Source organism: Haloferax sp. AB510 (assembly GCF_024136985.1).
Lineage (GTDB): Archaea > Halobacteriota > Halobacteria > Halobacteriales > Haloferacaceae > Haloferax.
Window position 1 is genome coordinate 17848 of the sequence record NZ_JAMYJY010000034.1, and the last position, 14918, is coordinate 32765.

Consider the following 14918-nt stretch of genomic DNA (forward strand, 5'->3'; position numbering starts at 1 on the left):
AGATGGCTAACCACCTCCGACGCGGCCGAGTTGTTGCAGACGGCCTGAACCGGTACGTTTAGAACGGTTTATTCGAAAACCACCGCATCAATGACAGAACCCGAGTCGACGGAGCTCGACGAATCCGTTCGCGAGGCCGTTGAACGGTCACGAAGCGGTGCGCCGGCGGTCGGTTCGGTGGTTCGCGACCGGTTTTCGTCCGACGAGGTGTTCCAGCGCATCGTCGCGGCCGCGGACGAGGAGATAACCTCCGGCGCGCGGGAACTGTTCTTCAGCGCCCTCGCCGCGGGCTTCGCGATTACGATCACGTTCCTCCTCTACGTCTCGATGAAAGCGTCCACCGGCGGCGACCCGGTGTTAAGTGCGATGCTCTATCCGCTCGGGTTCATCTACATCATCATCGGGGGCTATCAGCTCTACACCGAGAACACGCTCCCGCCGGTCGCGTTGACGCTGGAGCGGTTGGCCAGTATCCCCGCGCTCTTGCGTAACTGGATCGTCGTCCTCGCGGGGAACCTCTTCGGCGGGACGCTCGGTGCGGCCGCTCTCGCCTTCGGCGGCGTCCTCTCGCCGGAAGCCGCGAACGCGGCGCTCGAACTCGCTCAGAAGGGTGTCGAGACGCCATGGTGGAGTCTCTTCTTCAAGGCCGCGTTCGCCGGCCTCATCGTCGCCGGCGTCGTCTGGGTCACCTTCGCCGCCCGCGACACTATCTCTCGTCTCGCCGTCGTCTATCTCGCGTTCCTCGCGGTTCCGCTGGGTGGCCTCTTCCACGTCGTCGTCTCCTACACCGAGATGGTCTACCTCGTGATGAACGGCCAGCTGGCGTTCCTCGTCGGACTGACCCAGTTCGTCGTCCCCGTGCTGTTGGGCAACACCTTCGGCGGCGTCGTCCTCGTCACCGTCGTCAACTACTTCCAGACGACGGAAAACCGGTTAGAATCCGCTCGTTTCGAGGGCGCGAAACGGCAGCTCTCGATTCGTGAGTGGGTACTGGGTGGACTCGCCGGTCGGTCGTACGTTCCGCTTATCGAGACCGAAGAGGGAACCGACGACCACCCGGACTCCTACCGGGTCGTCGTCCCCATCGCGAACCCGCGGACCGAGTCGCACGTCGTCGAACTCGCCTGCACGCTCGCGAAGTCGAAAGAAGACGCCATCGTCGATATCGTCCACGTGGTGCAAGTCCCCTCGCGCGTCTCACAACGCTACGGCGCCGCACAGAACCAACGGATTATCTCACACTCCAACGAGCAGCTCGAAGACGCCCGCGAACGCGCCGCCGGCTATGACATCGAAGCCCGGACGTCGACCGTCGTCTCACACCGCTCGTTCGAGGAGATTTTCACCGTCGCCCGCCGCAAAGACGCGGACCTCGTCATCATGGGCTGGAGCAACGACCGAATCTGGGCGGGAGGACGCGCAGAGCGGACGATGAGCGAGTTGACGAGCCGCCTGCCCTGTGATTTCCTCGTCCTCAACGACCGGAACTACGACACCAGTCGACTCCTCTTGCCGACGGTCGATAGCCCCCACTCAGCGCTCAGCGCCGAGGTCGCGAAGTCCCTCCAGTCGGCCGTCGGGTCGGAGGTGACGCTCCTCCACGTCGTCGACGGTCCGGACGACCGCGAACGGGGCGAGGCGTTCCTCTCCGACTGGGCGACCGAACACGACCTGCAGGACGCGGCGCGAATCGTCGACGACTCCGGCGACATCGAACGAGCCATCGCCGAACGGGCCGACAGCCACTCGATGGTGCTGATGGGCGCGACCGAACAGGGCCTTCTCACTCGACTCCTGACCGACTCGCTGCACCTCGACGTGGTCAACGACACCGACCACGCGGTTCTCTTGGTGGAACGCGCCACCGACCGAAGCCTCAGACAGCGTCTGTTCGGACGCTGAGGCGGTCGGCTCCTCTTCTCGCGGTCGCTTCCGCCTCGCTCTCAGTCGCGACGACGTTCGAACTGGTCGCCACCGACCGCGCCGTTTTTGTAACCGTAGGGAAGACGAATACACATGAGCTCAGACGCCGACCAGGCGATAACGGTCTACTCGGACTACGTGTGTCCCTTCTGTTACCTCGGGAGGCAGTCCCTGTCGCAGTATCAAGAGACGAGAGACGAGGAACTCGACATCGACTGGCATCCGTTCGACCTGCGGAGTCAGAAGCGCCGCCCCGATGGAAGCATCGACTTCTCGGTCGACGACGGAAAAGACGAAGACTACTACGAGCAAGCGAAGCAGGGAGTCCGACGGTTACAAGAGCGGTACGGCGTCGAGATGAATCTGGACCTCGGGACCGACGTGGACTCGCTCCCGGCGCAAATCGTCTCGTACTACCTGAAGGGACACGCCGACTACGAGACGTGGCTCGCGTTCGACGAGGCGGTTTTCGAGGCGCTCTGGCAGGACGGTAGAGACCTCGGCGACGAGGCGGTGCTCGTCGAACTCGCCGAAGCGGTGGGCGTCGACGGCGAGGAAGTCACGTCCGCGCTCGACGACGAGACGCTTCGGACCGAAGTGCGCGAACGATTCAGTGAGGCTCAGCAACACGGCGTCACGGGTGTTCCGACCTTCGCATACGAGGGGTACGCCGCCCGAGGAGCGGTTCCGCCGGAGCAACTAGAGCGACTCGTCGAGGGAACGTAGACACCGGACGAGCGAGAAACGAGACCGACGGCGCTCGAAGAGTCGTCACGCCCGCCGGCGAGTCGGTTCACCCGGCGGTGTTCGTTTCGAGCATCCGACGAAGCGCGACTTCCATCTCCTCGAACTCCGAGAGTTCGAGTTCGTCGGTCGTGACGATGACGCCGCGGTCGCCGCTGACGACGCGGCCGACGAAACCGTCCGAGAAGACGCGGAGCGTGAACTCGTACTCGCCGAAGTCGGGACCCGTGTCGCCCCCGCCAACGTTGTAGGTCTCTTGCGGGCCGAACCCGATGCGCTCGCTCTCGACGAGTTCGAATTTGGCGGCGCGCGCCGCGATCTCGTCGCCGTCGTAGAGGTCCCGTCGGACGTACAGCACGTCGAAGTCGTCGCGGGTGAAGTAGACGACGCTCCGCAGGGAGTCTCCGAGCGTCGTTCGGCAGGTAGAGACGAGAGCGTCGGCGACGCTCCCGGTGATTGTCGGCGTTGATTCGGTCACGGAAATAGATAGCACGCCGCAGTATTTGGCCGTCTCGCCTCTCCGACCACTCGGTCTCCGCACCGCTCGGTCCGGCGCGGTTCAGGCCAGTCGGAACCGCGTATCGGTGAGTTCCTCCGAAACGTCCCAGAGCCGTGCGGCGGTTTCGGGGTCTCTGGCGCGGTCGCTCGGCTCCGCGATGCCGGGGTTGCCGCGCATGCCGAACACCCCCTGCGGGCCGACGTACTCCCCGCTTTCGACGGCCGGCGACGTGGCGGCGTACAGAAGCGGGAGCGCGCCCATCTCGGCCGACTGGGCGAATATCACGTTCCCGAGCTTGCTCATCCAGTACCGGAGCGTTGACCCGGATGCCTCGGGGCCGCGGAACTGGAGGTTGGTGGCGGCGTAGCCGGGATGTGCGCCCACGCTCAGCACGTCGTCGATACCCGCGACGGTCAGCCGGCGGTCGAGTTCGAACGCGAAAAGCAGGTTCGAGAGCTTGCTCTGGGCGTAGGCGTCCCACTCGTCGTAGTCGCGTTCGCCCTGCAGGTCGTCGAACTCCATCCGGCCGCGCTCGTGGAGGCCGCTCGACATCGTGACGAGTCGCGTCTCGCCGGGCGTGTCGCGGAGAATCGGGAACAGGCGGGCGCTCAGGGCGAAGTGGCCGAGGTGGTTCACGCCGAACTGCGTCTCGAAGCCCTGTGCGGTCTCTCGCCGGGGGACGGCCATCACGCCGGCGTTGTTGCAGAGGACGTGCAGCGACCCGTGTTCGGCGGCGAACTCGTCGGCGAACCGCCGGACTGAGTCGAGGTCGGCGAGGTCGAGTTCCGAGAGGGTCAGCGAGGCCGCCGGCACCGAGTCGCGGATGTCGGCCATCGCGTCCTCGCCGCGGTCGAGGCTCCGGCAGGCCATGACGACGTGCGCGCCCTTCTCGGCGAACATGCGCGTCGCCTCGAAGCCGAGACCGCTGTTCGCGCCGGTGACGACGACGGTCTTCCCCGAGAGGTCGGGGGCGTCGGCCGCGGTCCAATCGCTCATGGGGGCCTCCAAGGACTGAATCGAGTAAACCGTGGTGGCGACGGTCAGCGCGACTGGAACGGGGTCACCGCCGGCCGCGATGACCTCACTTCGACGCGGTGCTGGTCTGCATCCCGTCGGAGTTGTACGCCGAACCGAAGCCCTCGTCGTCGAGGAGGATGACGCCCGCGGACGACCCGGTGAGTTCGCCGAACTCCTCAATGGCGAGGTCGGCTGCGGTCTGGGCGTCACAGCCGCGTTCGAGGTGGCCGACGGCGCGACGCGCGAGCGTCACGCGTGCGATGTCTTCACCTGCTCCCGTGGTCGACGCGCCGCCCGCGGGAGAGGCGTAGAAGCCCGAGCCGATCTGCGGCACGTCGCCGACGCGGCCGGCGAGGGCGAACCAGCGGCCGCCGGTCGAGGTCGCGGAGGCGAACGTCTCGCCGTCGGTGGCGACCGCCCCGACCGTGTCGTGGCCGGGAAGGCGAGCATCGCGAGCCGAGCGGCCACTGCTTGCTGAGGTTCCCTCGTTCGTCGGCAGATAGCCGTCACTCGCTTCGGCCGTCGGGTCGCTCGTACTCCCACCGAACCGGTCGGCGAGCCACGCGAGGTGTTCGCTGGGTGAGCCATCGGGAGCGTCCGCGTTCTCCCAGCGCTCGCGGGTCTCGTCGGTGAAGAGGTCGACGCCGGTCTCGACGCCCGCGTCGGCGGCGAACTCGACCGCCGGTTTTCCCGTCAGGAGGACGTGCGGGGTGTCTTCGAGGACCGCCCGCGCGACGGAGACGGCGTGTTCGACGCCTTCCATGCCGGAGGCTGCGCCGGCGCGGCGGTCGCTGAGCATGACGCCCGCGTCAGTGCGGACGACGCCGTCGGACTGGACCGCGCCGCCGACGCCCGCGTTGAATCGGTGGTCCGATTCGAGGACGCGGACCGCGGTCTCGACCGCCGAAAGCGGGTCGGCTTCGCTCGCGCCCGCGTCGGCCGCGTCATCCAAGACGGCCTGTCTGGGCTCCGGTTCGCCGGGGATACCGCCGGCACCGCCGTGGAGGATAATTCGCATACGAGGGTGTCTTCGGAGCGTGGTCCTAAACGTATCGACCGATGAATGGTGCGATACTTGCAGTTCCCCGTCGATAACGGCAGGACTTTTACACCGCACTGGAAAACCCACATTGTTCATGAGCTACGACCAGATTGAGGTTCCGGACGACGGCGAGAAGATCACGGTCGACGAGGAGACGGGTAAGCTCTCCGTCCCCGACAATCCGATTATTCCGATCATCCACGGCGACGGAATCGGAACGGACGTCGGCCCCGCCGCGCAGAAGGTCCTCGACGCCGCCGCCGAGGCGACCGGCCGCTCTGTCTCTTGGATGCGCGTCTACGCCGGTTCGTCCGCCCGCGACAAGTACGACGAAAACCTCCCGGAGGACACGGTAAGCGCCATCCGCAACCACCGCGTCGCCATCAAGGGCCCGCTCACGACGCCCGTCGGCGCCGGCTTCCGCTCGCTCAACGTCGCGCTCCGTAAGAAGCTCGACCTGTACGCGAACGTCCGCCCGACCTACCACCTCGACGGCGTCCCGTCGCCCGTGAAGAACCCCTCGGCGATGGACATGGTCACGTTCCGCGAGAACACCGAAGACGTGTACGCCGGCATCGAGTGGGAAGCCGGCACCGACGAGGTCCAGCAGGTCAAGGAGTTCGTCGAAGAGGAGATGGGCGCCACGGGCGTCATCCACGACGGCCCCGTCGGCATCGGCATCAAGCCCATCACCGAGTTCGGGACGAAGCGACTCGTCCGCGAGGCCATCGAGTACGCCCTCGAAAACGACCGCGACTCCGTCACCCTCGTCCACAAGGGTAACATCATGAAGTTCACCGAGGGCGCGTTCCGCGACTGGGGCTACGAACTCGCAGAAGAGGAGTTCGGCGACGTCACCATCACGGAAGACGAGCTCTGGGAGGAGTACGACGGCGAGAAGCCCGAGGACAAGGTCGTCGTCAAGGACCGCATCGCGGACAACATGCTCCAGCAGCTTCTGACCCGCACCGCCGACTACGACGTCATCGCCACGATGAACCTCAACGGCGACTACATGTCCGACGCCGCCGGCGCGCAGATCGGTGGCCTCGGCATCGCCCCCGGCGCGAACTTCGGCGAAGGTCTCTGTCTCGCAGAGCCCGTCCACGGCTCCGCGCCCAAGTACGCCGGCGAGGACAAGGTCAACCCGACCGCGATGATTCTCTCCGGCCGCCTCATGTTCGAGTACATGGGCTGGAAGGACGCCGGTAAGCTCATCCGCGACGCCGTCGAGAAGACCATCTCGGACGGCGACGTGACCTACGACCTCGAACGCCAGATCGAGGGCGGCAACAAGCTCGCCACGAGCGAGTACGCCGACAAGGTCGTCGAGAACATCAACGAACTGGCCTAAGCCAGTTCGTTGAGCAGCCAGAAATCTTCGATTTCTGGATACATTCACGAATTGGCGTAAGCCCATTCGTGAGTCTGCCGAGCTTCGCTCGGCAACATCAAAAAGCTCGCATATGCGAACTTTTTTGTGCGCTCGGAAATCTGTGATTTCCGAGAACATCAACGAACTCGCGTAAGCGAACACACCACTTCTCTCTCGCGGCACCGACGCCGCACTCTTTCGCGCCGACTACAGTCGATTCGGGTCTCGCCAGCGCTGAATCCGGTTCCACAGGGGGCGAACGACGCCGAAGACGACCGCGCCAGCGGTGTCGGCGACGATATCGACGCCCGTGTCTTCCAAGTAGACCGAACGCGGCCACTCGACCCAGAAGCTAGTGAAGAGCCGCTCGTACACCTCGAACCACGTGCCGATGGCGGCGACGGCCATCGGGAGGACGACGAGGAGCGCGACCCGCGAGTGGAGCAGGCGGGGGTTGAGGACGTAGAGGACCGCCGCGACGCCGAACCCCGAGGCGGCGTGGACGAGGATGTCCCACCACCAGATGCGGGTGTAGAGAAACAGCGCCATGCTCGTGAAGTGCGTCGCGGTGACGACGCCCCCGAACACCGCGACGGCGGCCATCTCTCGGGGTCGCTCTTCCCACCCGGCAAGTACCATCTCGTCCCAGGTGCGCCTCAGCATGCGCGGGGAGATGTGCGGGTCGCGCCGAGTACGGTGAGGAGGGTCGGTGCCGGGGCTGCTGCGAGCGGAAGCATAGACGAGAGATAGGACATCATCGATATGTACGTTATCCCGACGGAGCAACACGTTTGGGGTTAAATTAACCCTCCCAACGGGAGCATCACGTTCGGGGTCAGCGGTTCGACGGGGAGTCGTCGTCCGCCTTCTCGCCGCCGTCGGAGCGGAGGTGACCGGAGGAGGGCGGCGAGTCACTGCGGGGGCTGTCCGCCCGCGCCCGCGACCTGAGGACGCCCTCGACGAGGGCGAAAAAGCCGAGGCCGCCGACCACGTCGACCACGAGGTCTATCGCGGTGTCCTCGGCGTAGTAGGCCATCGACCAGCCCCACCAGAAGTCCTTGAACAGGTACTCGTACACCTCGAACCCCGCGCCGATGGCGAGGATGATGCCACCGACGACGACTGGAGCGCGAGCGCCCCGGAAGGTCTGCGGGAACACGAGGAACAACACGCCCGCGACGCCGAAGCCCGAAAGCGAGTGAGTGAGCACGTCCCACCACCAGATTCTCGTGTAGATATCGTACGCGAGTCCGCCGAAGTGGAGCGCGCTGACGACCGCCGCCCAGACGCCGACGAACACCCACAGCCACGGCTCGCGAGCGAGCTTCGAGTGACTCATGGTCGCCCGCCGCTCGGCGGGGTATCCGGGGTGTTCGACGCGCCGGGCGCTATCCATGGAGGAAGTACGCGGGGGGAGGGCATAGTTAGGGACTACCGTCTACCGAATGGTGACACTGGACTGATAAATGCTTTCTCCTCATATGTTTTGACTGAACTGTCTAGAGAAGCCGTTCGAGAGGCACTCAAACCCATCAAAATCATCGGAACGGTGTCTCTAACGGGGGCAGTTCGACCGCGGCGTCAGTCCAGCCACGGCGGGTTCTCCCGCGGCGGCGAGAACACGTCGATGCCGACGACGGTCTCGTCGCCGCGGTTCTCCGCGCCGTGTGGTTCCCCGCCCGCGAGCGAGTAGGCGTCGCCGGGGCCGACGACGACTTCCTCGCCCTCGTCCCCGACGAGGAACGTCAGTTCGCCGGCGACGATGTAGCCGACCTGCTCGTGGGGGTGGTCGTGAACCGGGACGGCCGCGCCGGGTTCGATGCGGAAGTGCTGGACGTTCATCTGTTCCCCGCCCGCGAGGAGCGAGAGGGAGACGCCGTCGGCCGCCTCGGCGGACGGCGCGTCGTCGAGTGAAACTCGGTCCATGGTGGCAAGCCACAGGGAACGGAGATAAATCCGCCGGGGGAGACGCCGCGAGGGGCGTCATCGCGGGGAGTCCGCGTTCGCTCGCGCTCCCGAACGTTCAAATCCGACGCCGCGGAACATCGGCGCATGTACGCGGTCGTGGGGTGTACGGACTGCGCGAACATGTGGCTGCTTTCGGACCCCGATGGGTCGAAGACGGCGACGTGTCCGCGGTGCGGCAGGCGACACCAGACGAAGAAGCTCCGGCGCTTCTTCGAGTCCGACGACAGGGACGCGGCGCGGCAGGCGCGCTCGGCGCTGTTGGCGAAGAAGCACGGCGACAGCGAGGCGTTCGCGCAGGTCGAACACGTCTCGGAACTCGACCGGCAAGTCGAGGAGTCGGGCATCGACGACCGCGAGTATCTCGAAGGCTCGGGGCTCGACGCCGACGAGGTGTTCGAGGCGGGCGAGTCCGCCTCGCGCGGTCGGAACTCGTCGACGGGGTCGCCCGACCGCCTGACGGTCGTCCGCGAGGCGATACGCGATGGCGACCGGCCGACCGAGGAGGAAATCGTCGCGGCCGCGGTCGAACGCGGCGTCCCGGAGGACCGCGCCCGCGACCTGCTCGACAAACTCCGGCGGCGCGGCGAGGTGTCGGAGTCGCGGGGCCGGCACCGGTTGGTCTGAGATTCGGGCGGCGAACGGACGCTCGGCGGGCGGGCCGCGAGCGCGGGCACCTCAGAGCGCGCCGAGCAACTTCGCCACCGTCAGCGCGGAGGCGACGACGCCGAGCGCCAACTTCACCAGCCTGAGCGCGAGCGCTAACCGCCGCGCGTCGTCGTACTCGTCGGGCGATTCGGGGTCGGTACCGCGTGTGAAGAGTGGCATGGGAGGGGATGGGTTGTGGACACGCCCGCGGGTACTCCCCGACGGACGCGTTTTCATCGTTTCCCCGGAAACGGAATAAACGCGAGCCACGGGTGCAGGGTGAAAGTGAAAGTAGTCGGAGAGGTGCGAATACGCTGGTATCGTCCGGGAGAGCGCCGAGAAAAGCAATTCAGCTGTGTCCGGTGCCGGCGAAACTGAAACCGGTCGAGTTACCGGCCGAGTTCGGCGTGCGCGCTGGAGAGGTGCCGCGAGGCGAGCGCCGAAAGGAGCGAGAGTTCGCCCGCGAGCGAGCCGACGGCGATGCACTCGGCGAGGGCGTCGGCGTTGGAGCCGGCGGGGTCGCCGCCGCCGCTGACGCCGAGGATATCGAGACCTTCGGACTGTGTCGGGAGCTTCGTGCCGCCGCCGACGGTGCCGACTTCGAGGGAGGCGATGGAGACCGAGACGTAGAGGTCGCCGTCCTGCACCTCGGCGGTCGTGATGGCGTTCGCGCCCTCGACGACCTGCGCCTCGTCCTGTCCGGTGGCGAGGAACATCGCGGCGACGACGTTGGCGACGTGGGCGTTGAAGCCGAGGCTCGCGGCCTTCGCGGAGCCGACGAGGTTCTTACGGGTGTTGAGTTCGGCGACCGCTTCGGGCGTGGTGTGCAGGCGCTCTTCGACGACGTCGCGCGGGATGCGCACGTCGGCGGTGACGCTCCGGCCGCGGCCCTCGACGGCGTTGATTGCGGCGGGCTTCTTGTCGGTACAGAGGTTGCCCGAGAGGGCGACGAGCGAGGCGGTCGTCTCCGCTTCGACGACGCCGCAGGCCGCCTCGGTGGCGATGGTGGCCATGTTCATCCCCATCGCGTCCTTGGTGTCGTAGCGGAACCGCAGGTAGACCGAGTTACCGACGACGTACGGCGTCACGTCGAGGAGTTCGCCGTGGTTCGTCGTCTCCTCGGCGGCCTCCTTCAGCGCCGCGAAGTTGTCGCGGGTCCACGAGACGAGCGCCTCGGCCTCGGCCACGTCGGCGACGCGGAACACCGGCGCGCGGGTCATCCCGGACTTGAGGACGCGAGCGGTCGCGCCGCCGGCGCTGTTGATGACCGAGCAGCCGCGGTTGACCGACGCGAGGAGCGCGCCCTCAGTGGTCGCGAGCGGGAGATACTTCTCACCAGCGACGGAGCCGCCGTCGACGCTGACGGGGCCGGCGACGCCCATCGGCACCTGAATCGCGCCAACCATGTTCTCGATGGCCGACTCGGCGGCCTCGGCGGGGAAGCCGTAGTTTCCGACCGCGTCGAGCGACGCGCCGGACTGCGATTCGATGAGCAACCGGCGCGCCTCGGCGGCGGTGTCGGCGTCGGCGTGTGCTTCGAGTTCGTGAAGGCGGAGTTCGCCCTCCCGAACGCGGTCGGCGAGGGACGCGGCGTCTGTCATGCCCCGACGTTTCCCGCGCCGGCCCTAACGCGTTCCGGTTCTTTCAACGGCCACGGTCTCCCCCCGTCCGAGGCCACCCGGGGACCGTCCGGCCACCCCGCCGCCTCCCGAACCGTTTTGGCCTCCCGCGTCGGGGTCGAACGTATGACCGCGGCAGCGGACCTCGTACTGACGAACGCGGAGGTACACACGCTCGGCTCGCCCGACGAGACGCACGAAGCCGTCGCCGTCCGCGACGGCGAGGTCGTCCGCGTGGGCCGCGCGTTCGACGTGGAACTGCTCGTCGGCGTCGAGACGCGGGTCGTCGACTGCGAGGGCCGCGTCGTCCTCCCCGGCTTCATCGACGCCCACACGCACCTCCCGATGGTCGGCCGGTCGCTCGTCCACGCCGACCTCTCCGCCGCTGACTCCGCAGCGGAGGCGGTCGAACTGCTCCGCGAGCGAGCCGCCGAGGTCGAACGCGGAAACGGGGGTGACGGCGATGGAACCGGCGGCGGGACCGGCGACAACGAGACTGCCGACGGGGCCGACTGGGTGCACGGCTACGGCTATGACGAGAGCACGTGGGACGAATCAAGATATCTCACCCGCGACGACCTTGATGCCGTCTCCGAGTCGCTTCCCGTGGTCGCCTTCCGCGAGGACCTCCACACCGCCGGCGTCAACTCGGTCGTCCTCGACCGCTACGCCGACGAGATGCCCGACTCGGGCGTGCAGACTGCCGGCGGCGTCGACCTCTCCGAAGGCGACGGTGATGGCGAACCCGCCGCCGAGCCGACCGGCGTCGTGGTCGAGGGCGCGGTCGACGTGCTCCGCGAGGCGACGACCCGGGCCGTGAGGAGATGACGGAACTCGTCCGCGCGGCGCAGGCGTACGCGACCGCCCGCGGCGTCACCGGGGTCCACGACATGGTCCGCGGCTCCCGCGCGCCCGAGGTCTACCGCGACCTCGCCGACGCCGACGAACTGGCCCTCCGCGTCCGAATCAACTACTGGTCCGACCACCTCGACGCGCTCCGCGAGGTCGGCTTGCGGACGAACCACGGGGGCGAGAGCCGCGGCGATCTCGTCGCCGTCGGCGCGGTAAAGACGTTCACCGACGGGAGCTTCGGCGGGCGGACCGCGAAACTCACCGAGCCCTACGCCGACGCCGCGGCGGACCCCGACGCGGCCGACGACGAGACGGGCCAGTGGGTCGTCGACCCCGAAGAGCTCCGCGAACTCGTCGCCGACGCGGACGGTTCGGGGTACCAACTCACCGCGCACGCCATCGGCGACGCGGCCATCGACGCGGTGCTCGACGCGTACGAGGAGATCGACGACCCCGGCGCGTCCCGCCATCGGGTCGAACACGTCGAACTCGCCTCCGACGAGGCCATCGAGCGCTTCGCCGAGACCGGCGTCGTCGCCTCCGTCCAGCCGAATTTCCTGAAGTGGGCCGACGAGGGCGGCCTCTACGACGCCCGCCTCGGCGAGCGACGCCTGCGGACCAACCGCTTCCGCGACCTGCTCGACGCCGGGGTCCCCCTCGCGTTTGGGAGCGACTGCATGCCGCTTGGTCCGCTTCTCGGCGTCGACCTCGCCACCGACCATCCGAACCCCGACCAGTCGCTCACCGTCACCGAAGCGCTTCGGGCGTACACCTCCGGCGCGGCCTACGCCGGGTTCGACGAGGACCGACTGGGAACCGTCGCGGTTGGCACCGCCGCCGACCTCGTCGTCCTCGACGAGTCGCCGTGGGAGACCGACTCGATTCGCGACGTTGCAGTCTCGATGACCGTCGTGGACGGCCGCGTCGTCTTCGAACGCGACTGAACGAGTAATCGCCATCGACACCGGCGAGCTTTCGAAGAAAATTATTCTTCAACAGGGTAGCGGCTGCTTTCGGCTTCTAACATTCAATTGGGTGTATGTACCACCGACCAATTGGCTGTGTAGAGAATCTTTACGGGTGGGTGGCGAGTATTGAAGAAAAATATTTTTCAATAATGGCCGATGATTGGACTTCCACCGTGGTGATCAATCGTGGTTGAATTACAGTCGGTCGGGTTCGAGTCGGAGCTCAGTCTGTTCAAATACGACACGCTCGAACAGCTTCCGGAGAGCCACCGTGACCTCGACGAGGCCGCCCGCTCCCGGCGAATCGCCGCCGCCCGCGAGGAGCTCGGCGACCGAGTCATCGTGCTCGGACACAACTACCAGCGACGCGAAATCGTCGAGCACGCGGACTTCATCGGCGACTCCTACGAACTCTCGAAGCGCGCCGCCGAGTCGGACGCCGACTACGTCGTCTTCGCCGGCGTGACGTTCATGGCCGAGAGCGCGGACATCATCACCGACGACGACCAGACGGTGATTCTCCCGTCGATGGAGGCGTCGTGCCCGATGGCGGGGATGGCCGAGGCCGTGCAGGTCGACTCCGCGTGGGAGACGCTCGTCGAGGAGTCCGGCGGCAAGGACATCATCCCCGTGACGTACATGAACTCCTACGCGGACCTGAAGGCCTTTTGCGCCTCCCACGGCGGGCTCATCTGCACCTCCTCGAACGCCGCCGACGCTTTCGAGTGGGCCTTCGAGCGCGGCGACGCCGTGCTGTTCCTGCCCGACAAGCACCTCGGGCGCAACACGGCCGATGATCTCGGCATCGACGAGGTCGTCGAGTGGGACCCGTGGGCCGGCGACGTGGCCGAGTCGATGGGCGCTACCGACGAGGTGGAACCCGATGTCCCGGAACTCGGCGACGCCGAAGTCATCCTCTGGGACGGCTACTGTCAGGTCCACGAGCGCTTCCGCGTCGACCACGTCGAGGAGGCGCAGGCCGACGGCGCGAAGGTCGTCGCCCACCCCGAGTGCCGCCCGAGCGTCGTCGCGGCCGCGGACGAGGTCGGCTCCACGAGCCACATCTGCGACGTCGTCGAGAACGCCGACCCCGGCGAGACGTGGGCCATCGGCACCGAGGTCCACCTCGCGCGACACCTCGCGCGCTGGCACCCCGAGGTCGACGTGCGACCCCTCTGCGGCGACGCCTGCATGGACTGCAACGCCATGCGGCAGGTCGACCCCAACTACCTGACGTGGGTGCTCGAAGAGCTCGCTGCGGGCCGCGAACCCAACGTGGTCGAGGTCGCGCCCGAGGAGAAAGAACTCGCCGCGGTCGCGCTCGACCGCATGCTCGAACTATGAAGGCCGACGTGCTCGTCGTCGGCTCCGGCATCGCCGGCTGTGCCGCGGCCCTCGCCGCCGCCCGCGAGGGGGCCGACGTGCTCGTCGTCACGAAGGCGACCGAACCCGAGGACGCCGCGTCCGACTGGGCGCAGGGTGGCATCGCCGTCACCCAGTCTGCGCCCAAGGAGTTCGCCGCCGACATCCGCCGGGCGAGCGACGGCACCGCCGACCCCGAGGCCGTCGAGACGCTCGTCTCCGAGTCCCGAGCCGTCGTCGAGGACGTGCTCTTGGACACGCTCGAAGTCGAGTTCGACGCGGTGGGAGACGGTACTGACGCTGACGCCGACGCAGACACCTTCGACCTCGCCCGCGAGGCGGGCCACTCCAGCCGCCGCATCCTCCACGTCGACGCCAGCACCGGCGCGCACGTCCTCCGGCCGTTTCTCCAGCACCTCTCGGCCCGCGACGGCGTGCGAATCGTCGAGGACGCGATGGCTCTCGATCTCCTGACCGATGAGGGGACCGTCCGCGGCGCGACCGTCCTCGCCGACGGCGAAGTCGAACCCGTGTTCGCCGGGGCGACCGTCCTCGCAACCGGCGGCATCGGCGACTGTTACGCCCGGTCGACCAACCCCACGGGCGCGACCGGCGACGGCGTGGCGATGGCCGCGCTCGCCGGCGCGACCGTCTCGGATATGCAGTACGTCCAGTTCCACCCGACGGCGTACGACCCCCGGACTGACCCACGGGCCGACGACGACGCGCAACCGTTCCTCGTCAGCGAGGCCGTTCGCGGCGAGGGCGCGGTACTGCGCGACGCCGACGGCCGCCGCTTCATGCCTGACGTGCACGAAGACGCCGAACTCGCCCCCCGAGACGTGGTCGCCCGCGCCGTCTCCCGCGCCCGCGACCGAACCGGCCGCGTCGTCCTCGACGTGTC

General features: G+C 67.4%; 14 protein-coding genes and 1 pseudogene. 7 read left to right on the forward strand and 8 right to left on the reverse strand.

From position 1 onward, the window contains the following. The first annotated feature begins 90 nt into the window (after positions 1-90). Both NKF06_RS08725 and NKF06_RS08730 read left to right on the forward strand, forming a co-directional pair. A complete protein-coding gene (locus tag NKF06_RS08725) occupies positions 91-1902 on the forward strand; it encodes a formate/nitrite transporter family protein (RefSeq protein WP_253245165.1) in 1812 nt (603 codons plus the stop codon). A 114-nt stretch (positions 1903-2016) separates the two neighbouring features. Beyond that, positions 2017-2649 (forward strand): DsbA family oxidoreductase, encoded by a 633-nt coding sequence (locus NKF06_RS08730; protein WP_253245166.1) that lies wholly within the window; start codon positions 2017-2019, stop codon positions 2647-2649. A 67-nt stretch (positions 2650-2716) separates the two neighbouring features. On the opposite strand, the gene NKF06_RS08735 is transcribed toward NKF06_RS08730, so the two are convergent. The 3 genes from NKF06_RS08735 to NKF06_RS08745 form a co-directional block, all read right to left on the reverse strand. Continuing rightward, positions 2717-3145, reverse strand: coding sequence for a hypothetical protein (locus NKF06_RS08735; RefSeq protein ID WP_253245167.1), 429 nt, complete (start codon positions 3143-3145; stop codon positions 2717-2719). An 81-nt stretch (positions 3146-3226) separates the two neighbouring features. Beyond that, the gene (locus NKF06_RS08740; protein WP_253245168.1) at positions 3227-4162 is read right to left on the reverse strand and encodes an oxidoreductase; all 936 of its coding nucleotides are present in this window, start codon (positions 4160-4162) and stop codon (positions 3227-3229) included. A gap of 85 nt (positions 4163-4247) precedes the next feature. Then, positions 4248-5201, reverse strand: coding sequence for an isoaspartyl peptidase/L-asparaginase (locus NKF06_RS08745; protein ID WP_253245169.1), 954 nt, complete (start codon positions 5199-5201; stop codon positions 4248-4250). Between the two features lie 118 nt (positions 5202-5319). Here NKF06_RS08745 and icd point away from each other — a divergent pair, with 118 nt between their 5' ends. Beyond that, a complete protein-coding gene (icd, locus tag NKF06_RS08750) occupies positions 5320-6579 on the forward strand; it encodes an isocitrate dehydrogenase (NADP(+)) (protein ID WP_058827510.1) in 1260 nt (419 codons plus the stop codon). A 228-nt stretch (positions 6580-6807) separates the two neighbouring features. Here icd and NKF06_RS08755 read toward each other — a convergent pair whose 3' ends face one another. From NKF06_RS08755 to NKF06_RS08765, 3 genes are all read right to left on the reverse strand, one after another. After that, positions 6808-7263, reverse strand: coding sequence for a hypothetical protein (locus NKF06_RS08755; RefSeq protein WP_058827511.1), 456 nt, complete (start codon positions 7261-7263; stop codon positions 6808-6810). A 172-nt stretch (positions 7264-7435) separates the two neighbouring features. After that, positions 7436-7939 (reverse strand): hypothetical protein, encoded by a 504-nt coding sequence (locus NKF06_RS08760; RefSeq protein ID WP_253245174.1) that lies wholly within the window; start codon positions 7937-7939, stop codon positions 7436-7438. Positions 7940-8181: 242 nt separating this feature from the next. After that, positions 8182-8526 carry a cupin domain-containing protein gene (locus NKF06_RS08765; RefSeq protein ID WP_253245170.1) on the reverse strand — a complete coding sequence of 115 codons (345 nt, stop codon included), beginning with the start codon at positions 8524-8526 and terminating at the stop codon, positions 8182-8184. A gap of 126 nt (positions 8527-8652) precedes the next feature. Between NKF06_RS08765 and NKF06_RS08770 the strand changes: the two genes are divergently transcribed. Further along, positions 8653-9192, forward strand: coding sequence for a DUF5817 domain-containing protein (locus NKF06_RS08770; protein ID WP_058827514.1), 540 nt, complete (start codon positions 8653-8655; stop codon positions 9190-9192). 51 nt (positions 9193-9243) lie between these two features. On the opposite strand, the gene NKF06_RS08775 is transcribed toward NKF06_RS08770, so the two are convergent. Together NKF06_RS08775 and hmgA are read right to left on the reverse strand one after the other, a co-directional pair. After that, on the reverse strand, positions 9244-9393 hold the full coding sequence (locus NKF06_RS08775) for a hypothetical protein (RefSeq protein ID WP_157575458.1): 150 nt from the start codon (positions 9391-9393) through the stop codon (positions 9244-9246). A 209-nt stretch (positions 9394-9602) separates the two neighbouring features. Continuing rightward, the gene (hmgA, locus tag NKF06_RS08780) at positions 9603-10814 is read right to left on the reverse strand and encodes a hydroxymethylglutaryl-CoA reductase (NADPH) (protein ID WP_253245171.1); all 1212 of its coding nucleotides are present in this window, start codon (positions 10812-10814) and stop codon (positions 9603-9605) included. A 144-nt stretch (positions 10815-10958) separates the two neighbouring features. Between hmgA and NKF06_RS08785 the strand changes: the two are divergent. From NKF06_RS08785 to NKF06_RS08795, 3 genes and pseudogenes are all read left to right on the forward strand, one after another. Continuing rightward, a pseudogene (locus NKF06_RS08785) lies at positions 10959-12628 on the forward strand (amidohydrolase). Between the two features lie 210 nt (positions 12629-12838). Continuing rightward, a complete protein-coding gene (nadA, locus tag NKF06_RS08790; RefSeq protein ID WP_253245172.1) occupies positions 12839-13996 on the forward strand; it encodes a quinolinate synthase NadA in 1158 nt (385 codons plus the stop codon). Then, positions 13993-14918, forward strand: a 926-nt coding sequence (locus tag NKF06_RS08795) for an FAD-dependent oxidoreductase (protein WP_253245173.1), incomplete at its 3' end; no start/stop codon positions are given. The genes nadA and NKF06_RS08795, both read left to right, overlap by 4 nt.